The sequence below is a fragment of the Parvibaculum sedimenti genome (genome assembly GCF_009184905.1).
GTDB lineage: Bacteria > Pseudomonadota > Alphaproteobacteria > Parvibaculales > Parvibaculaceae > Parvibaculum > Parvibaculum sedimenti.
Genome location: NZ_WESC01000008.1, coordinates 31,042 through 55,753, shown reverse-complemented (window position 1 = coordinate 55,753; position 24,712 = coordinate 31,042). Strand labels below are relative to the sequence as shown.

Below are 24,712 nucleotides of genomic sequence, written 5' to 3'. Positions count from 1 at the left end.
GTTCGCGCCGCTCAGCCGCCGTGAACAACGGCGCCGTGCGAGCCCCAGATGTAGATGCTGGCAAAAAGGAAGAGCCAGACCACGTCCACGAAGTGCCAGTACCAGGCCGCCGCCTCGAAGCCGAAATGCTGCTTCGACGTGAACTGGCCGTTGATCGCGCGGCCAAGGCACACCGCGAGGAAGATCGTGCCGACGATGACATGGAAGCCGTGGAAGCCGGTCGCCATGAAAAAGGTCGCGCCATAGATGTTGCCCGCGAAGGAGAATTCCGCGTGGTAATACTCGAATGCCTGCAACGAGGTGAAGATCAGGCCGAGGACCACCGTGAGCACGAGGCCCTGGATGAGACCCTTGCGGTCGTCATGCAGCAGCGCGTGATGGGCCCAGGTCACCGTCGTGCCCGAAGTGAGCAGGATCAGCGTGTTCAGCAGCGGAATGTGCCAGGGGTCGAAGGCCTCGATGCCCTGGGGCGGCCAGTGACCGCCGGTGAAGGCGGTGCGCGCGGCCTGCTTCACTTCGCCGGAGAAGAGGCTCGCGTCGAAGAATGCCCAGAACCAGGCGACGAAGAACATCACTTCCGAAGCGATGAAAAGCAGCATGCCGTAACGCAGGTGAAGCTGAACCACCGGCGTATGGAAGCCGTGGTTCGCTTCGCGCACGACGTCGCTCCACCAGCCGATCATCGTGTAGATGACGATGGCGAAGCCGGGCGCCATGTACCAGAGCGGGTCGCCATGCATGTAGAGCACCGCGCCAACGGCGAGAACGAAGGCTCCGACCGAGGCAACGAATGGCCACGGGCTCGGATCTACGAGATGGTAGTCGTGATGTTTGGCGTGAGCGTCAGCCATGTCCCCTGTTCTCCACTTCCCGTCCGGCGAGCTATCGCCGAATGCTCTTAACCAACTTGTTCAATTCTGTCCGCAGCTCCGACGACAGGCCGCTTCGCGACATTGCCGCCGAGCTTCGCGATGGTGATGACGAAAAACAGCGTCACCAGCGCGCCGAGTACCCAGGCCAGCGCCAGATTGCGCTGGCGGCGGCGCTTCAACTGTTCTTCGGTCCACTGCTGCGGCACTTGCGGCGCGCCGTGGTTATTGTCTTCGCTCATGGGGTTCCCCTCACATGCCAAATGGGATTGAGAAGCCGAAAGCGTGTTCCACCAGCAAGGTGCTGAACAGGAGGAACAGATAGAGGATCGAATAGGCGAATAGATGCTTTGCCGCCTTGTCCTGCGCGGCCTTGGCCACGTCCGTATCCGCGCGCGATGCGAAGACCCGCCACGCGAAGACAAGGAAGACAGCGCCCAGAACCGCCGTCACGCCCGTATAGATGAAGCCCGCAAAGCCGAGAAAGCCCGGCGCCAGCGTTACAGGCACGAGGAGTACCGAATAGATCAGGATCTGGCGCCGCGTCTCCGCCTCGCCCGCGACCACGGGAAGCATCGGCACGCCAGCATCCTTGTAATCCTTGGAGCGGAACAGGGCGAGCGCCCAGAAATGCGGCGGCGTCCACATGAAGATGATGAGGAAGAGCACGATCGAGGGGATCGTGACATTGCCCGTAACCGCCGCCCAGCCGATCATGGGCGGGAAAGCGCCGGCTGCGCCGCCGATGACGATATTCTGCGGCGTACGGCGCTTCAACCCCATCGTATAGATGACGGCATAGAAGAAGATCGTGAATGCGAGCAGGAAGGCCGCGGTGTTATTGACGGCAAGTGCCATCGTCAACACGGAGCCGACCGAAAGAGTGATGCCCCAGGCAAAAGCTTCGCCCGGAGTGACGCGGCCTGCCGGAATGGGCCGGTTCGCGGTACGCGCCATCTTCGCGTCGATATCGGCGTCGTACCACATGTTGAGCGCGCCCGACGCGCCCGCGCCGATCGCGATGCAGAGCAGCGCCGTGAAGGCGATGACCGGATTGATGTGTCCAGGCGCGACCACAAGCCCGACGAGCCCCGTGAAGACCACCAGCGACATGACGCGCGGCTTCAGGAGCTCGAAATAGTCCCGGGGCGAGGCCATGCCGCTTTGCGGCAGGGCTTCGCTTCCGAGGCGTTCGCTTGCGATCGAACTGTCCGACATCTTTCGGGACCGGTCCTTGCTTACTTAATGCGGGGCAATTCGTTGAACTGATGGAACGGCGGCGGGGAGGACAGCGTCCACTCCAGCGTCGTCGCGCCCTCGCCCCACGGATTGTCCGCAGCCTTCTGTTTCCTCACGAAGGCGTGGATCACGCAGACGAGGAAGACGCCAACGCCGACGACCGAGATGTAGGAACCGATCGACGAAACGTAGTTCCAGAAGGCGAAGGCATCCGGGTAGTCCGCATAGCGGCGCGGCATGCCCGAGAGGCCGAGGAAATGCTGCGGGAAGAACACCATGTTCACGCCCACGAACATCGTCCAGAAGTGCAGCTTCGCCAGGAACTCGCTGTACATGTAGCCCGTGATCTTCGGGAACCAGTAGTACCAGCCCGCGAAGATCGCGAAGACGGCACCGAGCGACAGCACGTAGTGGAAGTGCGCGACGACGTAGTAAGTGTCCTGCAGCACGCGATCGACGCCGGCATTAGCGAGCACGACGCCCGTCACACCGCCGATGGTGAAGAGGAAGATAAAGCCGATCGCCCAGACCATCGGCGCACGGAACTCGATCGATCCGCCCCACATCGTGGCAATCCAGGAGAAGATCTTGATGCCCGTGGGAACCGCGATGACCATCGTCGCAGCGACGAAATAAGCCTGCGTGTTGACCGAGAGACCGACCGTATACATGTGGTGAGCCCACACGACGAAGCCGACGACACCGATCGCAACCATGGCATAGGCCATGCCGAGATAACCGAAGACGGGCTTGCGCGAGAAGGTCGAGATGATCTGGCTGATCATGCCGAAGCCCGGCAGGATGAGGATGTACACTTCGGGGTGACCGAAGAACCAGAAGAGATGCTGGAAGAGCACCGGATCGCCGCCGCCTTCAGGCTTGAAGAAAGTCGTGCCGAAGTTGCGGTCCGTCAGGAGCATCGTGATCCCGCCGGCAAGAACCGGGAGCGAGAGAAGAAGCAGGAACACCGTCACCAGAACCGACCAGACGAAGAGCGGCATCTTGTGCAGCGTCATGCCCGGGGCGCGCATGTTGAAGATCGTGGTGATGAAGTTGATCGCACCAAGGATCGACGAGGCGCCGGCGATATGAAGCGAGAGGATCGCGAAATCCATCGCCGGTCCGGGCGTGCCCGTGGTCGAGAGCGGCGGATAGATCGTCCAGCCACCGGCGGCGCCATCGCCGCCCGGCTGACCGGGCACGAAGATCGAAATGAATAGCAGCGCCAGCGCGGGCGGCAGCAGCCAGAACGAAATGTTGTTCATGCGCGGGAAGGCCATGTCCGGCGCGCCGATCATGATCGGCACAAACCAGTTGCCGAAGCCGCCGATCATGGCGGGCATGACCATGAAGAAGATCATGATCAGGCCGTGGCCGGTCACGAGCACGTTGTAGAGGTTGTGATCGAGGTGAAGGATGCCGCCGCCCGGATACATCAGGTTCATGCGGATCATCACCGACATCGCACCGCCGACGAGACCCGAGAAGATCGCGAAGATCAGGTACATCGTGCCGATGTCTTTGTGGTTGGTCGAATAGACGTATCGCCTCCAGCCCGTGGGGTGGTCGGCGTGACCGGCGTGCGCGGCGTGAGCTTGCCCTGCCATCTGTCTTATCCTTCGCTCTTAACTGTTCTGTTGTCTGTCAAAGCCAAAGCCGGGTTCAGTGCGCGATGTCGGCTTGCGCCGTCTTCACCGTCGCGGAAGACGAGCCTGCATCGGCCGACTTCTTCTGCTCCGCGAGCCAGCTTGTGAATTCTTCCTTCGTCACGACCTTGATGCTGATCGGCATGAAGGCGTGGGCCTGGCCGCAAAGCTCGGAGCACTGGCCGTAATACATGCCGGTCTTGGTCGCCTTGAACCACGTCTCGTTGAGGCGGCCCGGAATGGCGTCGATCTTCACCCCGAAAGAGGGAACTGCGAAGGAGTGGATCACGTCGGCGCCGGTGACGATCACGCGGACCGTGGTGTCGACGGGAACGACCATCGAATTGTCGGCGGTGAGAAGTCGCGGCTGGCCGGGTTTCAGATCCGCATCGGCGACGACGTTGGAATCAAAGGAGAGGCCGCCATTGTCGGGATATTCATAGCCCCAGTACCACTGGTAGCCGGTCGCCTTCACCGTGAGGTCGGCCTTCGGAATCACGACTTCCTTGTAGAGGAGACGGAAGGACGGGATTGCGATGACGACGAGGATCATCACCGGCAGAACGGTCCACAGCACTTCGATGAGCGTGTTGTGCGTCGTCTTGGACGGCGTCGGGTTCGCCTTGCTGTTGAAACGCACCATCACGATGATGAGCAACAGCGTAACGAAGATGACGATCGCGGTGATGATGTAGAGGAGCAGGTTGTGGAAGGCGACCAGGTCTTCCATGACCGGCGTCGCTGCCGCCTGCATGCCCATTTCCCTGGGCGCCGGCATGCCGTCCGCGAGAGCCGAGGCGATGAACCCGCCATCCAGATGACCGATCGCCAGCGCGAACGCGAAAAGGCCCATACCAATCAGAAACCGCATGCTCGTTCCCAGCTCCCAGTGTCTTCCCGTTTGAGACGGACGTCTTCCTGCCGAAGAGCGTCGCCTTGCGAAGAAGTTTCGACCTGCCAACACAAATACCGATCCTGCGAAACCGCAGGCCTTGTCTCTTGGTTGAGATGTCCGCTGCCCGTCCCCCCGGACTTACGGAACTCCCCCCGTCCATCCTCTCGCCTCGATTCGCAAGTCGCCGACCCGATCAATAGGCCGCGCCGTCGCGGGGCGAAAAGCCGCACTCCGAATTCTGGGCGTCAGAAAACATAAACCGATGCCCGCCGCAAGCACCTCGATGCCTGAAATTGCTGCCGCCTTTCGGAGAACGGAAGGAAGAGGCGGATCACTCTTGATTTTCGTTCTTGCCGAGTCGTGCCGCGAGTATAGACACGCAGCGGCGATCGGCCACATCCCTCGACGGCCTTTTGCGACGTTTTGCCACAATCAGGACTGCTTGTCCGGCCCCTCGCCGACCCCACCGCGCATTACGGGAAGGGGATCGACGCTGCGTCGCAAAAGAGTAAAGTGATAGTCACTCTCAGGAGGCGAGGTGTAGATGCGTGACGAGGCCCTGATCCATTTCCATTATGGCCGGCAGATTTCGGCCGGACTCGTCCTTGCCGCCAACGGTTCGGCGGCGCCCGATCTCATCAGCGAAGCCGCGCCCTATCTCGATCCGCGTAATCCGGGCCGCTCCGTGGTTGGATTCTGCGCCTGTCATCCCGATATGGTGGAAGACGTGATCGCTCCCCCGCCCGCGGGCTGGCAAGACTGGCGCTTCACCGAGTGGGACAACTGGTTCGGCCGCATCAACGGCGTTTTTCTGGTCGATCTGAAGCTGCTCCGCGTGGTGCAATATCCGCTCTATAGCTGCGGCTCGAGCATCGTGCGCTGCGACCTGTCGGGCCTGCCCCGGCGGCTGGTGCCGGTCGAGGAATGGCTCGCGCGCAAATAACTGCCGTTCCGGCAACCCCTGACGGCAAGATCGGGAATATCCATGAGCAACTCCGCTGACGACCTTTTCTTCTCGCAAGCCGGGCTCGACCGTTCACGGGTCGAGAAACTCGTGGGCAATGCGCTCGACGGCGCGGAGGATGGCGAGCTCTTCCTCGAATATCGCCAATCAGAGGCGCTTGCCTTCGATGACGGCCGACTCAAGACGGCGAATTTCGACACGTCGCAGGGATTCGGCCTGCGCTGCGTGGTCGGCGAATCGACCGGCTATGCCCATGCGTCCGACCTTTCGGAAGGCGCGATCAAGCGCGCAGGCGAGGCCGTGCAGGCGGTGAAGCAGGGGCGAAGCTTCACACTGGCCGATGGCCCGAAGCGAACCAACATTCATCTCTATTCCGACGAGAACCCGCTCGGCGCCCAGAGCTTCGAGCAAAAAGTGAAGCTGCTTTCAGATATTGACGCCTATGCCCGCGACAAGGATTCCCGCGTCCGGCAGGTTTCGGCGTCCCTGGTCGGCGAGTGGCAGGCCGTCGAGATTCTTCGTCCGGATGGCAGCTCCGTTCGCGACATCCGCCCCCTCGTCCGGCTTAACGTCTCCGTCATCGCCGGTCAGGGCGACCGGCAGGAAACCGGCAGCTACGGCGTCGGCGGCCGCACCGGCTACGACATTTATATAGACCCGCTGCAATGGCAGGCGCAGGTCGACGAAGCCTTGCGTCAGGCTTTAGTGAATCTGGATTCAGTTCCGGCACCGGCCGGCGAGATGGATGTCGTGCTCGGGCCGGGATGGCCGGGAATCCTGCTTCATGAAGCGATCGGTCACGGGCTTGAAGGCGATTTCAACCGCAAGAAGACCTCCGCCTTCTCCGGCCTGCTCGGGAGCCGCGTCGCCGCCCCCGGCGTCACGGTCGTCGACGATGGCACGCTGGCGAACCGCCGCGGGTCGCTCTCGGTCGACGATGAAGGCACACCGACCTCGCGCACCGTGCTGATCGAGGACGGCATCCTCAAGGGCTACATGCAGGACCGGATGAATGCCCGCCTCATGGGCATGGCGCCCACCGGCAACGGGCGGCGCGAATCTTACGCGCATCAGCCCATGCCACGCATGACCAACACCTACATGCTCTCGGGCAACCACGAGCCCGACGAAATCCTGCGCTCGGTGAAGAAGGGCCTTTATGCCGTCTCCTTCGGCGGCGGACAGGTCGACATCACCAGCGGCAAGTTCGTCTTCACCTGCACCGAGGCCTATCTCATCGAGAACGGCAAGATCGGCGCGCCGGTGAAGGGCGCAACCCTCATCGGCAACGGACCGGATGTGCTCACCCGCGTCGCCATGATCGGAAACGACATGAAACTCGATCCGGGCATCGGCACTTGCGGCAAGGCCGGCCAGGGCGTCCCCGTCGGCGTCGGTCAGGCAACGCTGCGGATCAACGGGCTGACGGTCGGCGGAACGGCGAAGGCGGCGTGAGGCCGCCCATCAATAATGCTCGAAGATAGGCGAACTCTCTATTGATACCCGAAACCGGTCCAGGATGGCCTTCTTCTCACGAGCAGGCCTTCCGTTCAACCAAAGCCATTGATCGGCAATCCGCCGAGGGTATGGATAAGAGCGATCACAATAACGGGCTGCCGCTTCGATCCAACTCGCACTTCCGAGGTAGAAATCGTCGAACAATTCTAGAAAATTCTTCTCGTTGACGTTGAGCGCGCCTTTTGCAGTCTGGCTGAGTTTCCACTTTCGCAAGCCACACCGCGCAAATTCATCAAACATCGTCATGTGTTTGGGCTGATAAAACCACAATAGCTTCGATGTGAAGGATTTTAGATCACGGCCATTTTGAATATCTCGAACCACATTTATTCCCTCGCTCCAACGATTATTTAAATCATTTAGAGCGTTGCCTTCGTCAAGTCTGTTACCAAATAGTGCATGTAATTTATCGACAATCCTCGTGAAATTTGATTGCAAGCTTTGGTGGGCAACGCCGCGCGTCAGCCCATATGTCGTAAGGAATTTTAGCTGAGTATCTCCGTCCCATTCAGCCGGATTAAGCTTAAGAGCAGCAGCATCAAACTCGTCAAACCATTTGAATACTTGTCTGTAGGACCATATCCATTCCAAAAATTCAGGACTTAGAGCGCTCATCTCGCCTCAACTCCCAATTGGCTTATCCGTTCTTACTATGGCAGACCGCCTGGATCTTGTTACCGTCGGGATCACGCGCATAGGCACCGTAATAATTCGGATGGTAATGCGGGCGCAGCCCCGGCGCGCCTTCGCTGGTGCCGCCGAGTTCGAGCGCCTTGGCGTGGAACGCATCCACCGCCCCGCGGCTCGGCGCGAGGAAGGCGACATGACCACCATTGCCCGGCTGATGAGGCTGGCCGTTGAACGGCTTCAGGATAAAGACCTTCGGGCCGGCCGCCGTGCCGTAGCTCAGCGTACCCTCAATCTTGAAGAAGGGATGGATGCCGAGCGTCGCCAGCACCGCGTCGTAGAAGGCTTCGAGCTCTCCCGGATCGTTCGATCCGATGGTCACATGACTGAACATGGATGCCCTCCCTTTTCCCATTCCGTCATGGCCCGACTTGATCGGGCCATCCATGTCTTTCTTACCGTTTCTGATCAGAGAAGACGTGGATACCCGGGTCAAGCCCGGGCATGACGAATAAGAAAAGCCAAAAGACTGGAGCGCATACTGGATCGATGCTGCCTGTCCAACCGCGGTGCCAAGCCTCGGGCATGTCCCCGGCATATCGCCCGAACGGCTACCCGATCGTCAGATCGTAGGCCATGATCGCGCTCGCGGCCCCTGCAAAGGCTGCCAGATTGCCGTAGATCATGCTGTCCTCGGCGCCCGGAGACACCCGCATGAGGATGAGCAGTCCCGCCATGCTGCCAAAGATCGCGAGCGCGAGATAGGCAGGATTGCGGACCCAGCTTCCCTTGGCCAGACGGACGAGGAAGAAGCTCAAACCCAACGCAGTGATGAAGATGCTGACCATCTCTGTCTCCCTGATGGGAGAAGGATCGACCTCAATTGCAAACAAAAGGTAAACCGGCCGCTGTTCGCATTGAGAGCAAAAGGCAAGACGTGGCTGGCCAGTCTCCTTGAATTCAGAGACGGTCGCGCATGACAGCCGGAAAGAGCGGCTAGAACGCGTATTCCGTATACACCGGATCGACGCTGCCACCCCAACGGCCATGGAAAGCCTCGAGCATTTCATCGGCGGGCGACTTGCCCTTGCCGACAATGTCCTCGACGGTGGAAAGGAACACGGTCTCGTTTTCCGAGCCCGCGCCATCGCCCTTCGCTCGCGCCTTGAGGCCCGCCCGCGAAATCTCGACCGCGCGGCGCGCGATGTCGAGCAGCGTGCCATTGCGGAAAGGCGTCTTGAACCCAAGACGCGGAACGTCGTCGCGGAGCTGTTGCCGTTCTTGCGCCGTCCAGTCCTTGACGAGATCCCAGGCCGCGTCGAGCGACGACTGGTCGTAGGTGAGCCCGACCCAGAAGGCCGGCAGCGCGCAGATCCGCGCCCAGGGCCCGCCGTCTGCGCCGCGCATCTCGATGTAATTCTTCAGCCGCGCTTCCGGGAAAATGGTCGTGAGGTGGTTGATCCAGTCGCCCCGCGTCGGCGTCTCGCCTTCCGCACCTTTGAGCTTTCCTTCCATGAAGTCGCGGAAGGACTGGCCCGTCACGTCGATATAGCCTTGCTCCCGGTGGACGAAATACATCGGCACGTCGAGCGCGTAGTCGACATAACGCTCGAAGCCGAAACCGTCCTCGAAGATGAAGGGGATCATGCCCGTGCGCGCCCGGTCCGTATCGGTCCAGACATGCGAGCGGTAGGAGAGATAGCCGTTCGGCTTTCCTTCCGTGAACGGAGAATTGGCGAAGATCGCCGTGGCAATGGGCTGGAGCGCGACGGCGACGCGCAGTTTCTTCACCATGTCCGCTTCGGAGGCAAAATCGAGGTTCACCTGCACGGTGCAGGAGCGGTACATCATGTCGAGACCCATGGTCCCGACCTTCTTCATGTACTCGGTCATGATCTTGTAGCGGCCCTTGGGCATGACCGGGATCTGATCTCGCCGCCAGCTCGGCGTGAAGCCGAGGCCGAGGAAACCGAGGCCGAGTTCGCCGCCGACTTCGCGCACCTGGGCGAGGTGGTCATGCAGCTCCGCGCAGGTCTGGTGCAGAGTTTCGAGCGGCGCGCCCGAAAGCTCGAATTGTCCGCCGGGTTCCAGTGAAATATTGCCGCCGCCCTTCGGGCTTTCGAGGCCGATCAGCGTCTCACCCTCGCGCACGGGGAGCCAGCCGAAGCGTTGCAGGCCTTCCAGCATGGCGTGGATGCCATTCGGGCCCTCATAAGGAACGGGCGAATGATCGGAGAGATAGAACGGAAACTTCTCATGCTCCGTGCCGATACGCCATTCGGCCTTCGGCTTGGAGCCACGTTCGAGCGCGGCGACGAGATCGTCCCGGCTCGTGATGGGCTCGGGCCCTGCGACGAGTACGCTCATGAAGAGCCCCCTGGGTTGGACAGGCCGTGTCGTTGATCGCGAGGCCGCATCGCCCCTGCCCGGTCCCCGGCCCTTTTTTGACGTCGCCAACATGTAGGAGCGCCGCCGCGACCTGACAAGCGCTAAAGAATTGCCTCCGTGAACTTGCGAACGCTACGCAAAAGGCGTCCGCCCGCTACCAGTCCCCCAGAATCATCTGGACGGCGGCAAGCGCCGCGATGGCCGCGGTATCGGCCCGCAGGATGCGAGGCCCCAGCGAAATCGCGACTGTGTCCTTGCGGGCGTGGAGCCGGGCCCGTTCTTCCGCATCGAAGCCGCCTTCGGGGCCGATCAGCAGCGCGTAAGGCTTGCCCTTGCCGCCTTCCGCCGCGAGACGTTCGAGCGCCACTTTCGAGCCGCCGGGCTCGGCGGCCTCATCGCAGAAAAGAATGCGCCTTGGGCCTTCGCGCTCGCTCCAGCGATCGAGCAGCGCGTCGAGCTTCTCCGCCTCGCGCACCTCCGGCAGCGCCACCAACCCGCATTGCTCGGCCGCCTCGACGACGTTCGCCTGCAAGCGCTGATCCTTGACGCGCGACACGATGGTGCGCCGCGTGATGACGGGCTGGATCATCGCGGCGCCCATTTCGGTCGCCTTCTGGGCGATGAAGTCGAGCCGCGCGCGTTTCACCGGCGCGAAGAGAAGCCAGATGTCGGGAAGCGGCTGATGCGCCCGCGTCCGCTCGATCACGCGGAGAAGCGCGGCCTTCTTCGAGGCTTCGGCAATCTCCGCCGCCCACTCGCCGTCGTGCCCGTTGAAGATGAGAACGTGCTCGCCCTGCCCCATGCGCAGTACATTGACGAGATAATGCGACTGGTCCTTGTCGAGCTGGACATCGCCGCCCGCCGCCATCGGCGCATCGACATAGAGCCGCGTCTTGCCGGTGCCGCAATGCGCGGGGCTGTCGTCGTCTTCGTCGTTGCGCATTGTGCTGTCACCCTCTCCGTCATGGCCCGGCTTGACCGGGCCATGACGATTAGAGCTATGGTAATCACAAGACAATCGGAAACAAAAATTCGTCCCATGCAAACCAGACCCACCGTGCGAATTCTGTTCTTCGACGCCGAGGATCGGCTTCTCCTCATGCGCGCGCATGATCCGGATGTCGGGGACCACGAAGGCCGCATCTCTGACACATCCTACTGGTTCACCATCGGCGGCGGCGTAGAAGACGGCGAGGACCTCCCCACGGCGGCTCTGCGCGAAATCGGCGAGGAGACCGGACACACCAAGGTCCGCCTCGGACCGCCGGTCTGGTATCGCGAATGTGTCCTCACCGTCAAAGGCGAGAAGCGGCTTTTCGAAGAGACCTATTTCCTCGCCCGGACCGAAGAAACCGCCTTGCGCAGCGAGAACTGGACCGAACTCGAACGCGCCGTGATAAAAGACATGAAATGGTGGGATATGGATGAGCTGATGGCGAGCGACGAGATTTTCTATCCGCTCTGCCTCAAGGAACATCTGCCGCCCCTTCTCAAGGGCGACTATCCTGCCGACACGATCACTATCGGGCTTTGAGTTCATGTCCACATCCGCCAGCGAAACCCGCGTCGCCGACGCACCCGCGCAAAACTGGGTCGACCGCTGGGCGCCAGCGCCGCTGCGCCCCTATGCGCGCCTCGCGCGGCTCGACCGGCCGATCGGCACATGGCTGCTGCTGCTTCCCTGCTGGTGGTCTATTGCGCTGGCCGCCGACGGGCTGCCGGATTTCCGCCTGCTCATCCTTTTCGTCATCGGCGCCGTCGTCATGCGCGGCGCGGGCTGCACCTTCAACGACATTGTGGACCGCGATTTCGACGGCCGGGTCGAGCGCACGCGCTCACGCCCGATCCCCAGCGGCGCGGTGAGCGTGAAACAGGCATGGGCCTTTCTCGTCCTGCAATGCCTCGTCGGCCTCGCGGTGCTACTGGCGCTGTCGCCGCTTGCGATCCTGCTTGGCGTCTCCTCGCTCGCCATCGTCGCTGCCTATCCTTTCATGAAGCGCATCACCTACTGGCCGCAATTCGTGCTCGGTCTCGCCTTCAACTGGGGTGCGTTGATGGGCTATGCCGCGGCGACAGACCGTCTCGCGCTGGCGCCTGTGCTGCTCTATCTCGGCTCCATCGCATGGACCATCGGCTATGACACGATCTATGCGCATCAGGACAAGGATGACGACGCGCTGATCGGCGTGAAATCCACCGCGCTACGCTTCGGCGCGGCGACGCATCGCTGGATGTGGATGTTCTACGGCGTCATGGCGATCACGCTCGTCGCGGTCGGCATTTCAGCGCGGTTGGGGCCGATCTATTACGTCGGCATTGCGCTCGCCGTGGCGCATCTCATCTGGCAGATCCGCTCGCTCGATATCGACGACTCAGGCCGCTGCCTCAAGCTCTTCCGGTCCAATCGCGATTTCGGATTTATTGTCTTCGCGGCGATCGCGCTCGCCCGGCTTTTCACCTAGCCGGGCTTCACGTCGGTCAGCCGGTCGATCTTTCTGAGATCGGGGAAGAGCCACATCCAGAGCGCAACGACGCCGATGGTGCCAAGCCCGCCGACGACAACTGCGGGCACCGCGCCGATCCAGCCTGCGACCATGCCGCTTTCGAACTCACCGAATTCATTGGACGCGCTGATGAAGATGAGATCGACGGCGCTGACGCGGCCGAGCTTTTCCGGCGGTGTCGCCAGCGGGATCAGCGTCGAACGCACGAAGACGCTCACCATGTCCGCGCCGCCCATGACGAAAAGCGCCGCAAGCGACAGCATAAAGGTCTCGGAGAGCCCGAAGACGATGGTCGCCACGCCGAACAACGCGACGCAGGCAAACATCGCAAGCCCCGTATGCCGATGGAGCGGCCGCCAGATCAGCAGGAAATTGACGATGACAGCGCCGATGGCGGGCGCCGAACGCATGAGGCCGAGACCTTCCGGTCCCACATGCAGAATATCCTTCGCATAGATCGGCAGAAGCGCAGTCGCGCCGCCGAGCAGCACCGCGAAGAGATCAAGCGAGATCGCGCCGAGCACGATGGGCTGCGTCCTGATATAGGCGATACCCGCCATGGCGCGGGCAAAGGCCCCCATGGTGGGATCGACGGGCTGCTGCTGGTGCTGCGTCCGCAGCGCGACGAAGGCGACAGCAACCGCGACGAAGAAGAGAAGGCAGGCGCCATAGGCAGCCGTCGGTCCCCAGATATAGATGATACCGCCCAACGCCGGACCGCCGATGACCGCAACCTGAAAGGACGATGAACTCAGCGCGATTGCGCGCGGCATCTGTTCCTTCGAAACAAGCAGCGGCACGAAGGAGCGCAGCGCAGGCCCCGCGAAGGCGCGCGAAATGCCCGTCAGCACCAGCACGAGATAGAAGGGCCAGACATTGGTCGACTCCATGTGCGTCAACGCGATGAGCAACGCGATGGCGAGCGCCTGAAGCCCATAGCTCACAGCCACGATGATCCGCCGATCGATCCGGTCGGCGACATCGCCCGCCGGCAGGATCAGCAGCACCATGGGCAGGAATTGCGCGAGTCCGACAAAGCCGAGCGCCATCGCGCTATGGGTGAGGTCATAGATCTGCCAACCGACCGCGACGGACTGGATCTGCGAGCCCAGCGTTCCGAGAAACCGCCCCGCGAGGAAGAAGCGGAAATCCCGCACCCCAAGGACGCTTTTGAGGGAAACATGAGGAGTGGAGGTCGTGTCCATGGATGTCGCTCGAAACTGGAACCCCCGCAGCCACGGCGCGGCCCGGCGGGCCCCCTCGCCCCGCGATGCGCTTTATGGCCCAGGATTCGCGTCCTGTCGCGGCCCTTCGCTTGGCGGAAAAGCAAAGCCTTTGGCGCAAAAAATGAATTATAGTTCATATATATAAGCCGCCCCACCCATCCAGATGAAGTTCGACACCGCTCGCCCCAATTATGTAGATAGAAATGAATATAAATTCAGTCATAGGCGCGGGCTCGCCTCGAAATGGCGCTCACGAGATTCTTGTGAAGGCGTTCACGTGGGGCCTTGACCCCAAACCTGAATCATAGTTCATTCTCTCCATTCGAATGGAGGTTCACGCTTTGGCCTATAGACGCACAGATACCGTTGCCGCCCGGCTCGCCGATACGCGACGGCATATTCTGAATGCGGCTCGCGAGCTTGTCGCTGAGGGCGGATTCGCTGCCGCCCAGATGACGGAAGTGGCGCGCAAGGCGGGCGTCGCCACAGGAACGCTCTATCGCTATTTCCCCTCCAAGGAAGAGCTTTGCCGCCAGGTTTTCCGCGAGGTTTCGGCCCGCGAGATGAATGTGCTGGCCGGCATCGCGCAAGGACCGGGGACTGCCGCCAAAAGACTTGAATCCGTATTACGCACCTTCGCCTCCCGCGCCGTACGTGGCCGCAGGCTTGCCTTTGCGCTGCTCGCCGAGCCCGTCGATGTCGGCCTCGCCGAGGAACGCGCCCGCTTCCGCCGCACCCATGGCGAGATATTCGCAGGGCTCCTCGAAGAGGGCATCGCCGCGGGCGATTTCCCGGCGCGCGACGTGAAGGTCACGGCGGCCTGCATCGCGGGCGCGATACCGACAGCACTGATCGGCCCGCTCGCGCCTGAATCCCATGAACTCGACGAAAAGGGCGACAAGGTCGTCGACGAGATCATGACCTTCTGCCTCGCAGGCGTCGGCCTGCTCCAGCCCCGCATTAAAGTGAAAGCCCCAGACGCCAGAACTGGCGAACCGAGGATCAGAGCATGATAAGTGCCAGCGAACTCCTGACGCCCGCCCAGCTTTCCATCGTCCGCACCCGCTCCGACTGGCGCGGCCTCTGGTGCGTCGTCCATGCCTGGGGTGTGATTTTCGGCTCCATGGCGCTTTTCGTCTGGTTACCCAATCCGGTGACATTCCTCGTCGCCGTGGCGCTGATCGGCGCGCGCCAGCTCGGCCTCGCGATCCTGATGCATGACGGCGCGCACGGCGTTCTCTGCCACAACCAGAAGCTCAACATGTTCCTGAGCCAATGGCTCTGCGCCTATCCGATGATGGCCGAGACCGGCGCCTATCGCCGCTATCACCTGAAGCACCACGCCCATACACAGCAGGCCGACGACCCGGACCTCGTCCTCTCTGCGCCCTTCCCGATCACGAAGTCCAGCTTCCGCCGCAAGATGATCCGCGACCTCACCGGCCAGACGGGTTACCAGCAGCGCAAGGCGCAAATCCTGAACGCGCTCGGGCGTCCCGAATGGCCGCTCGAACGGCGCCTGCGCAACTACTGGTCGAAGCTTGGCCGCGCCACCATCTGCCAGCTTGTCATCTTCGCGATCCTGGCTGCGAGCGGCCATTGGTACCTCTATTTCGCTCTCTGGCTGCTCCCCTTCCTGACCTGGCAGCAGGCGATCACGCGTATCCGCAATATTGCGGAGCATGCGATGGTGCCGGACGGCAACGACGATTTCCGCAACGCCCGCACCACCAAGGCCGGCCTCGTCATGCGCGCCCTCATCGCGCCCTACTGGGTCAATTATCACGTCGAGCACCATCTACTGATGTGGGTGCCCTGCTACAATCTGCCCAAGACCCGCGCCTTCCTGATCGCCAACGGCTTCGGCCCGCGCATCGAGACAAAGGAGAGCTACGCCGAAGTGCTGCGCATGGCGACCTCGCGGCCCGAGGACGAGGACAAGCCTGGCACGCTGGTCCACAATGCGCGCAGGCAGCGCGTCGAAGGCACGATGGGCGAAGGTTTCACGCCGACGGACGAGACAGCCTGACGCCCATTCCGTCGCGTCACCCCGGCATTGCGCCGGGGGGCCGCCTCCCCAACATTGTTTTTCCTCGCCCCGACCTGCTAAATCTCTCCCAACAAGAAATTCGCAAGGGAGAGACGGCCATGGCCGAAGCGGCTCAGCAGGATGGCGAGATCGGCGAAGTTCGCGAAGCGCATCGTTTCGATGTGAAGCGGCTTGAAGCCTATTGCCGCGACGCAGTGGAAGGCTTCAGCGGCACGCTCGACGTGCGCCAGTTTTCAGGCGGTCAGTCGAACCCGACATTCCTGCTGACGGAGGAAGGGCCGCGAGGGCTTAAGCGCTATGTGATGCGCAAGAAGCCGCCGGGCGTGCTGCTTGCCAGCGCCCACCAGATCGATCGCGAATATCGCGTCATGAAGGCGCTTGCCGACACCGACGTGCCTGTGCCGCGCATGTATGCGCTCTGCGAGGACGACAGCGTCATTGGCACCTCGTTCTACGTCATGGAATATCTCGACGGCCGCGTCTTCCGCGACTCGACCATGCCCGGATCGAGCGAAGCAGAGCGCCGCGCGATCTATTCGAACCTCGCCGAGAATCTCGCGCGGCTTCACAAGGTCGATTACGAGAAGATCGGCCTCGCCGACTTCGGCAAGCCCGGCAATTATTTCGAGCGTCAGATCGGCCGCTGGATCAAGCAGTATCGTGGCGCACAGACGACCGATATCCCGTCGATGGAAGAGCTGATCAAATATCTGCCAGCGCATATTCCTGACGAGCAGTCGGTGACGATCGCCCATGGCGATTACCGCCTCGGCAACACCATGTTCCACGCCACCGAGCCGCGCATGATCGCGGTGCTCGACTGGGAGCTTTGCACCATCGGCCACCCGCTCGCGGATGTCGCCTATAATTGCATGTATGACCTGCTCGGCGTCGCGGGTGGCGTCGGCCCGATTGACCGGACGGCGACACCCGGCATTCCGACGGACAAGGAATTCGCCGCCGAATATTGCCGCCATGCAGGCCGCGATGGCATTGAAGACTGGAACTTCTACCTCGCCTTCTCGATGTTCCGCCTCGCTTCCATCAGCCAGGGCGTCTACAAGCGCGGGCTTGATGGCAATGCGAGTTCGGAACGCGCGATGACCCTTGGCGATGCCTGCCGCAATCTCGCGGATAACGCCTGGGAGATTCTTCAGCGTAAGGACTAGTGCCGAAGCGCGCATGGTTAGCGAAGCGTAAACCCCTACGCTTCAACATATATTAAAGCTCTACATTTAATCTCCTCCCAGTCCGGCGTGGCGCACAGGAAGTGTTTCCACCGACCGGATGGCCGCCAAGGCCGGACTTCGGGGTAGGAAGATGGCTCGTCGCAAGAATGTGCAGCCGGAGGAAGATCTGTCGCCCGCATTGCGCGGCGACGCCCGGACGCCATGCGCCAGCGAGAATTTCTTCCGCGCCCTCGTCGAAAATGCCGGCGACATCCTGACACTTCTCGATGCCGATGGCCGTATCATCTACAACAGCCCCGCAGTTCATGAAGTTCTCGGGGTCGATGCCCACCTCATGGTCGGCACACCCGTCGTCGACGCCGTTCATCAGGACGACCGCGAACGGGTTCGCGAGCGGCTCGACGCTTGCACCCGCTCGCCCGACTGGGTGTCGATGGAGACATTCCGCCTTCCCCATATCGATGGAAGCTGGCGCTGGATGGAAGCGCGGGCAAAGAACCTGCTCGGCGATCCGAATGTCGGCGCGGTCCTTTGCGTGTCGCGCGACGTCACGGAAGCGTGGCGGCTCGCACAGCAGCTTCACGAAGCCGAGCGTCTCGCCCGCTTCGGCCATTGGCGCTGGGCGAAAGGCGCGATGGCGCCGACATGGTCGGCGGGTGTCGCGAAGATTCTCGACCGGCCTCTCGCGGAAATGCCCGTCGGCGGCGACTGGTATCTGGACCTCATCCACGCAGATGACCGCGACGAACTCCTGTCGAAATTCCTCGACGCTTTCGAGACGAAGGATCGGGTTACTTCGGTCACGCGCTTCCTCGCTGGCGACGGCAGCTACCGGCACATCAAGACCCAGGCCTATGGCGAACTCGATGCGCAGGGAGAAGTGGGCGCGCTGGTGGGTCTTGCGGAAGACGTAACCGAAGAGATCAGGGCCGAAGAGGCATTGCGCCAGAGCGAAGCCAAATATCGCCTCCTCGCGGAGCGCGCCTCGGACATCATTCACCACCTCCGGCCGGACGGAAAGCTCGTCTTCATATCGCCCTCGGTCGAAGGCGTTCTCGGCTACTCGCCCGAAGAGATGGCGCTGATTGACGATGTCCTGCCGCACATACATCCCGAAGATCGCAACCGTGTCATCGAATACAGGCAGCACCTCCTCGAACGCGACGGCACGACCCGCGTCGAATATCGCTTCCGGCACAAGGTCGGCCATTACGTCTGGGTGGAAACGGCCATGCGCCCGGTACGCGACCCGGGCACCGGCAGGATCACCGAGCTGATCGGCACCACGCGCGACATGACCGAGCGCAAGCTGCAGGAATTCGAACTGCTGGAAGCGCGGGAACGGGCGGAAGCCGCGAGCCGCACCAAGTCGCGCTTTCTCGCCAATATGAGCCATGAGCTTCGCACGCCACTCAACGCCATCATCGGCTTCTCGGAAATGCTGAAGCTCGAAATGTTCGGCAAGCTCGGCCATGCGCGCTATCTCGAATATGCGCATCTCATCAATGAAAGCGGCGCACTTCTGCTCGATCTCATCAGCGACATTCTGGACATGTCGAAGATCGAGGCGGGAAAATATGATCTCCATTACGAGCGCACCGACGTCGAAACGGTGATGACTTCCGCCGTCAGCCTCGTCCGCCCGCGCGCCGAGGAAGGAGACCTCGCGCTCGAAGTCTGCATGCCTGAAAATATCGCCGCCATACCGCTCATCGCCGACACGCGCGCGCTGAAGCAGATACTGCTCAATCTTCTGTCGAATGCCATCAAGTTTACGCCCGCAGGCGGGCGCGTTCAGGCAAGCGTCGCAGCGATCGAGGGCGGCGTCCGCTTCAATGTCACCGATACGGGGCGTGGCATTGCGAAGGAAGATCTTCCGCGTCTCGCGCGGCCCTTCGAGCAGGTCTCGCTCGACGCCGATCTATCCAAACAGGGGACGGGGCTGGGCCTCGCGCTGGTCCGCTCTCTGGCGGAGCTTCATGGCGGCTCGATCCGCATCGAAAGCGATCTCGGCCACGGAACGAGCGTCAGTGTCGACCTGCCGTTGATGCCCGTGATGGCGGCCGCTCAGTAGAGCGTCAACGGCCCATCGCCTTGCGCAGCGCCGTTTCGAGCTCGACGAGGACGCGCGTGACATGAGGGTCTTGCTTCAACCCCTCGTAATAACTTCTGAGCGTCGGCGCATTCTGGAAGACGTCAGCAATGCCGAACATCGGCCCGACCTCGACATAGAGGAAGAGCATCGGCGCCAGTGTGCAATCCGCGAGCGAAAGCTTGCCGCCGACTGCGTAGGGCGAGCCGTCGAGATAGAAGGAAAGCCAGCCTATACCCTTGCGGAGTTCCGTCAGCTCCCGATCGACCAGCGCCTGATCGCGTCCCTTGGGGTTCACCTGACCGAAGAGGTGGTTCATCGGCTCCATGACATAGAGGTCACCGATGCGCGCGAGGAGCCTCACCTGAGCGGCTTCGAGCGGGTCCGCGGGCCGGAGCGAAGGCCCGCGCCCCAGATCCTCGAGAAATTCGCAGATCACTTCCGACTCGGGCAACGCCTTGCCGTCGAAAACCAGCGTCGGCACCTTGTGCATCGGATTGAGTGCTTCAACCTCGGCTTCAAGTTCCGGGGTGCTGAATCCCTCGACGATCTCGACGTCGAGTCCCTTCGCGTAAATGGCAAGGCGGACACGCGCCGAAAAGGGCGACAGCTGGGCGTTGTAGAGTTTCATGCTCATGGAAACTTCCCTCGGCACCAAAACGGCCGATCCTTTGTCTGGACCGGCCGTTCAGTTTCTTTATGCCTGCCTTACTCGGCAGCGGCGCGTACCTTGTTCGAGTATTTCTTGAACTCGAGCTTGGCGATGGTGCGGGCGTGGACTTCATCCGGACCGTCCGCCAGACGCAGGGTACGCATACCCGAATACATCTTGGCGAGACCGAAATCGGTGGTCACACCGCCGCCGCCATGCGCCTGGATCGCGTCGTCGATGATCTTGAGCGCGACATTCGGCGCCGCAACCTTGATCATCGCAATCTCGGCACGGGCAACCTTGTTGCCCACCGTGTCCATCATGTAGGCGGCCTTCAGCGTGAGCAGGCGCGCCATTTCGATGTCGATACGGGCGCGGGCCACGCGCTCTTCCCACACGGAATGCTCGGCAATCTTCTTGCCGAAGGCTTCGCGCGTGAGCAGACGCTTCACCATGAGTTCCAGGGCGCGTTCGGCAACGCCGATGGTGCGCATGCAGTGATGAATGCGGCCAGGTCCAAGGCGGCCCTGACTGATCTCGAAACCGCGGCCTTCACCGAGAAGCAGGTTCTCGGCAGGCACGCGGACGTTCTCGAGAATGACCTCGGCATGGCCATGCGGCGCGTCGTCATAGCCGAACACCGGCAGCATGCGCACAACCTTCACGCCCGGCGCGTCGAGCGGCACGAGGATCTGCGACTGCTGACGATAGGTGTCCGCCTTCGGATCCGTCTTGCCCATGACGACCGCGATCTTGCAGCGCGGATCGCCGACGCCCGACGACCACCACTTGCGGCCGTTGATGACATATTCGTTTCCGTCACGCTCGATACGCGTCGAGACATTGGTGGCATCCGACGAAGCGACATCCGGCTCGGTCATGAGATAGGCCGAACGCATCTCGCCGGCGAGCAGCGGTACAAGATATTCCTTCTTGTGACGCTCGGAGCCGTAGCGCTCCAGCACTTCCATATTGCCGGTATCGGGCGCGGAGCAGTTGAATACTTCCGAAGCCCAGCCGACGCGGCCCATGATCTCGCAGAGCGGCGCATATTCCATGTTGGTCAGGCCGCCGCCGAGTTCGGACTCGGGCAGGAACAGGTTCCAGAGGCCCTCGGCCTTCGCCTTCGGCTTCAGATCTTCGAGGATCTGCGGCACCTGCCAAGGATTGCCCTGCGCGCGGAACGCGGCCATCTGCGCGTCATAGGTCTTTTCGTTCGGATAGATGTGCTCGTCCATGAACCGGTTCAGGCGAGCCATCAGTTCCTTTGTTTTGTCGGAATATTCGAAGTCCATATCGTCTCCCTCGTAGTTTGGTTTGAACGAGGGTGCTTCGCAGCCTCCCCGCTCCAATAGCGAATGGGAGGGACTGTAGCGGGTTGATCTCCGCAAATCACGAGTCAAATCGCGCCGCGACCGAAAGATGCAGTCTCTTCAGTTTCGCCGCACTGCAAAAAAATTGCGAAGCATCTCGGCGGCGCGCCGCTCGCCGATGCCGCCATAGACATCGGGGCGATGATGGCAGGTGGGTTGCGCGAAAATACGCGGCCCATGCTCGATGCCGCCGCCCTTCTCATCGGACGCGGCGAAGTAGACTCTCCTCAACCGCGCAAAGGAAATCGCCGTTGCGCACATGGGGCACGGTTCGAGCGTTACGTGGATATCGCAACTGGTCAGACGCTCTGACCCAAACTTCGCGCAAGCCTCCCGGATCGCCAGCATCTCCGCATGAGCGGTCGGGTCCTTGAGTTCGAGCGTGCGGTTGCCCGCCGCGGCGATGACAGTGCCCGAGCGATCGACGATCACCGCGCCGATGGGCACCTCGCCCCGCAGGGCGGCAGCCTCGGCCTCGGCAAAGGCGAGATCCATGAAGGTCGGGGCGGCTTTCGGCGCTTCGGTCATGACCCGGACCGTGCCCGCGAGGCCGAACCTCGTCAAGACGTGGCTTTCGGCCCGCGCGCGCGCCTGATAAAGAAGGGCCATGAACGCCCCCAGAACCGCCAAACCCGGCCAGACCGGTCCCCGTCCGGCCAGACCCGACCAGAAACGCAAAGCCGCCCCCGCCTCCGGCGAGGCCCGGGAGGGCGAGCGCATTGCCAAGGTCATCGCCCGTGCCGGCATCTGCTCGCGCCGCGACGCTGAACGCCTGATCGAAGAGGGCAAGGTCTCCGTCAACGGCAAGGTGTTGTCGTCGCCAGCCTTCAACGTGACCCCCCGCGACCGCGTAACGGTCGATGGCGAGGCCCTGCCCCAATTCGAGCCGACGCGGCTCTGGCGCTATCACAAGCCCGCCGGCCTCGTGACCACCGCGAAGGACCCGGAAGGCCGCCCGACCGTTTTCGAGCATCTGCCGCCGGACATGCCGCGCGTCGTCTCGGTCGGCCGCCTCGACATCAATACCGAAGGGCTTCTCCTTCTTACCAATGACGGTGAACTCGCGCGCCTGCTCGAATTGCCCGCCACCGGCTGGACGCGCCGCTACCGCGTGCGCGCCTGGGGCGACATCACGGAGGCCGATCTCGACAAGCTGAAGGACGGCATCGAAGTCGAAGGCGTGCGCTACGGGCCCGTCGAAGCCTCGCTCGACAAGGTGCAGGGCTCGAATGTCTGGCTCACTGTCGGCCTCAAGGAAGGCAAGAACCGTGAAGTGAAGCGTGTTCTCGGCGCGCTCGGCCTCACCGTCAACCGGCTGATCCGTCTTTCCTTCGGTCCCTTCCAGATCGGCGATCTGCTGGAGGGCGAGGTCAAGCAGGTGCCGAACCGTGTGCTGATGGATCAGCTCGGCGCGCATGGCGAAGCCTTCAAGGCGAAGATCGACCTCGCCGAAGATGTGACGTTCAGCCCCACCAGAAAGCCCGCAGGCAAAGCGCCCGCGAAAAAGCCCGGCGCCCTGGCAGGCGCCAAGCCCGCCAGGTTGCAGGTCGCGCGCGACAAAAAGCAGGACCGGGCTTTCGGCAGCAAGCCGGACCGCGCGGGCGGCAGAAGGCAGGAGCGCGAGCGCGGTCCCAGCACAGACAGTTTCTACACACCCAAGCGAGCGGAGGGCGGAAAGCCCGGCGGCCCCAAGCAGAAGACGCGCGCCGATCTGCGCAAGGCTGGCGGCAAGCCCGCGGGCGGCAAGGCTTTCGTCGGAAAGCCGACAGGCGGTAAACCCTTCGCGGGCAAGCCCGGAGCAGGAAAGCCGTCCGGTGGCGGCAGGCCCTCTCGCGGCAAACCGAATGGCAAGAGATGAGAATAGTCGGCGGAACCCATAAGGGCCGCGCCATCACGGCGCCGCCCGGCCACAATGTGCGCCCCACCAGCGACCGCATCCGCGAGGCGCTGTTCAACATTCTGGCCCATGCCGATTTCGACGGCTTCGACCTCGAAGGCGCGCGCGTGCTCGACCTTTTCGCCGGAACCGGCGCGCTCGGCCTCGAAGCGATTTCACGCGGCGCCGTCTTCTCGCTCTTTGTGGAAGAAGACGCCGATGCGCGGGGCGCGATCCGCGAGAACATGGAAGCGCTCGGCCTCACCGGCCATGCGAAGATCTACAAGCGCGACGCGACCACGCTCGGCCCCAGGCCCGGCAGCGTCGGCCCCGCCTTCTCGCTGCTCTTCGTCGATCCGCCCTACGGCAAGGGCCTGGCCGAACTTGCTCTCGTCTCCGCGCGCGATGGCGGCTGGCTCGAACCCGATGCGCTCTGTGTCGTCGAGGAAGCCGCAAGCTCGCGCTTTGCAGCACCCGAAGGCTTCGAGGAACTGGACCGCCGCAAATACGGCATCACCGAAATCGTGTTTCTGAAACAGGCGTGAGACGAGCGTGACAGCCGATAAATCCGTGCCCCTCATTCCCGGCTTCTCCGCCATCGCCGATCGCTACGACGCGCTGCTCTGCGATGTCTGGGGCGTGCTGCATAATGGCCGCGAGGCCTATCCGGGTGTCGCCGAGGCGCTTGAAAAATTTCGCGCCAAGGGCGGGCATGTGCTGCTTCTGTCGAACGCACCGCGCCCGTCGACCGAACTCCCCGCCATGCTCCAGCGTATGGGTATTCCGTCTACGGCGTATGACGGCATTCTCACCTCGGGCGATGCGACGCGCGAATTTCTGACCAGCCACACATTCGGCCGCGCCTGCTATCACATCGGCCCGGAACGCGACCTGCCGCTTTTCGACGGGACGAACGTCTCGCTCGTCGACGAAGATCATGCGGGCTTCATCCTCGTCACCGGCCCCTTCAACGACGAGGTCGAAGGGCCGGAGGATTATCGCGAGCAGTTCACCCGCCTCGTCGCGCGCGGCCTTCCGCTCGTCTGCGCCAATCCAGACATCGTGGTGGAGCGCGGACCCCGCCACATCTATTGCGCGGGCGCACTGGCGCGGCTCTATGAAGAGCTCGGCGGCGCGGCCACCTATTTCGGCAAGCCGCATGGCCCGGTCTATGGCATCGCGCGGCACCGGCTGATGGAAATTTCCGGGCGCCCCATCCCCGACACCCATATTCTCGCCGTGGGCGACGGGCTCCCGACCGACATGAAGGGCGCGAAGGGTCAGGGAATCGACGGGCTCTTCATCACGGGCGGCATTGCCGCTACGGCCTGCGGGCCCGATCCCGAGCACCCACAGGCGGAACTGGTGGCGAAGGTCTGCGCCGGGGCCGATGTTCAGCCTGTAGCGGCCATGCCCCGCCTGATCTGGTAAAGGCGCGCCCCGTTGGCCAGTGCATCTATTGCACGAGATATTGACCTGAATTCACGTTCATCGCTTGTGATTTCGCACCTGCACGCGATAGAGTGCGCGCCGCAAACACTGAGCCCAAGCGAGTCCGCGATGACTGTCGACATCGGCTGCAGCATTGAAGTTCTGAACAGGC

25 protein-coding genes are annotated in these 24,712 nt (G+C 62.4%); 11 read left to right on the top strand and 14 right to left on the bottom strand.

What is annotated here, in order from left to right:
- Positions 1-11: 11 nt before the first annotated feature.
- From F2P47_RS10145 to coxB, 5 genes are read right to left on the bottom strand one after another with little or no spacing between them, the layout of a single operon-like run.
- Positions 12-851: a cytochrome c oxidase subunit 3 gene (locus F2P47_RS10145; protein ID WP_152216246.1), complete on the bottom strand. Its 840-nt coding sequence runs from the start codon at positions 849-851 to the stop codon at positions 12-14.
- A gap of 47 nt (positions 852-898) precedes the next feature.
- Positions 899-1,111: a hypothetical protein gene (locus F2P47_RS10140; RefSeq protein ID WP_152216245.1), complete on the bottom strand. Its 213-nt coding sequence runs from the start codon at positions 1,109-1,111 to the stop codon at positions 899-901.
- Positions 1,112-1,121: 10 nt separating this feature from the next.
- Entirely contained in the window at positions 1,122-2,087 is a 966-nt protein-coding gene (gene cyoE, locus F2P47_RS10135) for a heme o synthase (RefSeq protein ID WP_152216244.1), read from the bottom strand.
- A gap of 20 nt (positions 2,088-2,107) precedes the next feature.
- Positions 2,108-3,715 carry a cytochrome c oxidase subunit I gene (gene ctaD, locus F2P47_RS10130; protein ID WP_152216243.1) on the bottom strand — a complete coding sequence of 536 codons (1,608 nt, stop codon included), beginning with the start codon at positions 3,713-3,715 and terminating at the stop codon, positions 2,108-2,110.
- A gap of 55 nt (positions 3,716-3,770) precedes the next feature.
- Entirely contained in the window at positions 3,771-4,625 is an 855-nt protein-coding gene (gene coxB, locus F2P47_RS10125) for a cytochrome c oxidase subunit II (protein WP_152216242.1), read from the bottom strand.
- 568 nt (positions 4,626-5,193) lie between these two features.
- On the opposite strand from coxB, the gene F2P47_RS10120 reads away from it, so the two are divergent.
- The gene (locus F2P47_RS10120; RefSeq protein WP_152216241.1) at positions 5,194-5,592 is read left to right on the top strand and encodes a hypothetical protein; all 399 of its coding nucleotides are present in this window, start codon (positions 5,194-5,196) and stop codon (positions 5,590-5,592) included.
- A gap of 42 nt (positions 5,593-5,634) precedes the next feature.
- Positions 5,635-7,068, top strand: coding sequence for a metalloprotease TldD (gene tldD, locus F2P47_RS10115; RefSeq protein ID WP_152216240.1), 1,434 nt, complete (start codon positions 5,635-5,637; stop codon positions 7,066-7,068).
- Positions 7,069-7,077: 9 nt separating this feature from the next.
- On the opposite strand, the gene F2P47_RS10110 is transcribed toward tldD, so the two are convergent.
- The 5 genes from F2P47_RS10110 to F2P47_RS10090 all read right to left on the bottom strand — a co-directional run bounded on the left by F2P47_RS10110 (position 7,078) and on the right by F2P47_RS10090 (position 11,089).
- Positions 7,078-7,746, bottom strand: coding sequence for a hypothetical protein (locus F2P47_RS10110; protein WP_152216239.1), 669 nt, complete (start codon positions 7,744-7,746; stop codon positions 7,078-7,080).
- A 22-nt stretch (positions 7,747-7,768) separates the two neighbouring features.
- Positions 7,769-8,152, bottom strand: a complete 384-nt coding sequence (locus F2P47_RS10105; protein ID WP_152216238.1) for a VOC family protein — start codon at positions 8,150-8,152, stop codon at positions 7,769-7,771.
- A 217-nt stretch (positions 8,153-8,369) separates the two neighbouring features.
- On the bottom strand, positions 8,370-8,606 hold the full coding sequence (locus F2P47_RS10100; RefSeq protein WP_152216237.1) for a hypothetical protein: 237 nt from the start codon (positions 8,604-8,606) through the stop codon (positions 8,370-8,372).
- Positions 8,607-8,754: 148 nt separating this feature from the next.
- Entirely contained in the window at positions 8,755-10,125 is a 1,371-nt protein-coding gene (locus tag F2P47_RS10095; protein ID WP_152216236.1) for a glutamate--cysteine ligase, read from the bottom strand.
- Between the two features lie 175 nt (positions 10,126-10,300).
- Positions 10,301-11,089, bottom strand: a complete 789-nt coding sequence (locus F2P47_RS10090) for a 16S rRNA (uracil(1498)-N(3))-methyltransferase (RefSeq protein ID WP_152216235.1) — start codon at positions 11,087-11,089, stop codon at positions 10,301-10,303.
- 96 nt (positions 11,090-11,185) lie between these two features.
- Here F2P47_RS10090 and F2P47_RS10085 point away from each other — a divergent pair, with 96 nt between their 5' ends.
- Positions 11,186-11,680, top strand: a complete 495-nt coding sequence (locus F2P47_RS10085; RefSeq protein ID WP_185681057.1) for an NUDIX hydrolase — start codon at positions 11,186-11,188, stop codon at positions 11,678-11,680.
- A 4-nt stretch (positions 11,681-11,684) separates the two neighbouring features.
- On the top strand, positions 11,685-12,608 hold the full coding sequence (gene ubiA, locus F2P47_RS10080; RefSeq protein ID WP_152216233.1) for a 4-hydroxybenzoate octaprenyltransferase: 924 nt from the start codon (positions 11,685-11,687) through the stop codon (positions 12,606-12,608).
- On the opposite strand, the gene F2P47_RS10075 is transcribed toward ubiA, so the two are convergent.
- On the bottom strand, positions 12,605-13,855 hold the full coding sequence (locus tag F2P47_RS10075) for an MFS transporter (protein ID WP_152216232.1): 1,251 nt from the start codon (positions 13,853-13,855) through the stop codon (positions 12,605-12,607). The genes ubiA and F2P47_RS10075 overlap by 4 nt on opposite strands.
- Before the next feature lie 362 nt (positions 13,856-14,217).
- Here F2P47_RS10075 and F2P47_RS10070 point away from each other — a divergent pair, with 362 nt between their 5' ends.
- From F2P47_RS10070 to F2P47_RS10055, 4 genes are all read left to right on the top strand, one after another.
- Positions 14,218-14,889 (top strand): TetR/AcrR family transcriptional regulator, encoded by a 672-nt coding sequence (locus tag F2P47_RS10070; RefSeq protein ID WP_185681056.1) that lies wholly within the window; start codon positions 14,218-14,220, stop codon positions 14,887-14,889.
- Positions 14,886-15,905 carry a fatty acid desaturase family protein gene (locus F2P47_RS10065; protein ID WP_152216230.1) on the top strand — a complete coding sequence of 340 codons (1,020 nt, stop codon included), beginning with the start codon at positions 14,886-14,888 and terminating at the stop codon, positions 15,903-15,905. Before F2P47_RS10070 ends, F2P47_RS10065 begins: the two co-directional genes overlap by 4 nt.
- 119 nt (positions 15,906-16,024) lie before the next feature.
- Positions 16,025-17,095 (top strand): phosphotransferase, encoded by a 1,071-nt coding sequence (locus tag F2P47_RS10060; RefSeq protein ID WP_152216229.1) that lies wholly within the window; start codon positions 16,025-16,027, stop codon positions 17,093-17,095.
- A gap of 151 nt (positions 17,096-17,246) precedes the next feature.
- The gene (locus tag F2P47_RS10055; protein ID WP_185681055.1) at positions 17,247-19,190 is read left to right on the top strand and encodes a PAS domain S-box protein; all 1,944 of its coding nucleotides are present in this window, start codon (positions 17,247-17,249) and stop codon (positions 19,188-19,190) included.
- Between the two features lie 4 nt (positions 19,191-19,194).
- Here the strand turns inward: F2P47_RS10055 and F2P47_RS10050 are convergent, their stop codons facing one another.
- From F2P47_RS10050 to F2P47_RS10040, 3 genes are all read right to left on the bottom strand, one after another.
- Complete coding sequence (locus F2P47_RS10050; RefSeq protein ID WP_152216227.1) at positions 19,195-19,845, bottom strand: glutathione S-transferase family protein; 651 nt, start codon at positions 19,843-19,845, stop codon at positions 19,195-19,197.
- 71 nt (positions 19,846-19,916) lie between these two features.
- Positions 19,917-21,155 carry an acyl-CoA dehydrogenase family protein gene (locus tag F2P47_RS10045; RefSeq protein WP_152216226.1) on the bottom strand — a complete coding sequence of 413 codons (1,239 nt, stop codon included), beginning with the start codon at positions 21,153-21,155 and terminating at the stop codon, positions 19,917-19,919.
- A gap of 138 nt (positions 21,156-21,293) precedes the next feature.
- Entirely contained in the window at positions 21,294-21,761 is a 468-nt protein-coding gene (locus F2P47_RS10040; RefSeq protein WP_246176842.1) for a nucleoside deaminase, read from the bottom strand.
- Between the two features lie 79 nt (positions 21,762-21,840).
- Between F2P47_RS10040 and F2P47_RS10035 the strand changes: the two genes are divergently transcribed.
- From F2P47_RS10035 to F2P47_RS10025, 3 genes are read left to right on the top strand one after another with little or no spacing between them, the layout of a single operon-like run.
- Positions 21,841-23,091, top strand: a complete 1,251-nt coding sequence (locus F2P47_RS10035) for a pseudouridine synthase (protein ID WP_152216225.1) — start codon at positions 21,841-21,843, stop codon at positions 23,089-23,091.
- The gene (rsmD, locus tag F2P47_RS10030) at positions 23,088-23,654 is read left to right on the top strand and encodes a 16S rRNA (guanine(966)-N(2))-methyltransferase RsmD (RefSeq protein ID WP_152216224.1); all 567 of its coding nucleotides are present in this window, start codon (positions 23,088-23,090) and stop codon (positions 23,652-23,654) included. Before F2P47_RS10035 ends, rsmD begins: the two co-directional genes overlap by 4 nt.
- Positions 23,655-23,661: 7 nt before the next feature.
- Positions 23,662-24,540: a TIGR01459 family HAD-type hydrolase gene (locus F2P47_RS10025; protein WP_246176827.1), complete on the top strand. Its 879-nt coding sequence runs from the start codon at positions 23,662-23,664 to the stop codon at positions 24,538-24,540.
- Positions 24,541-24,712 lie beyond the last annotated feature (172 nt).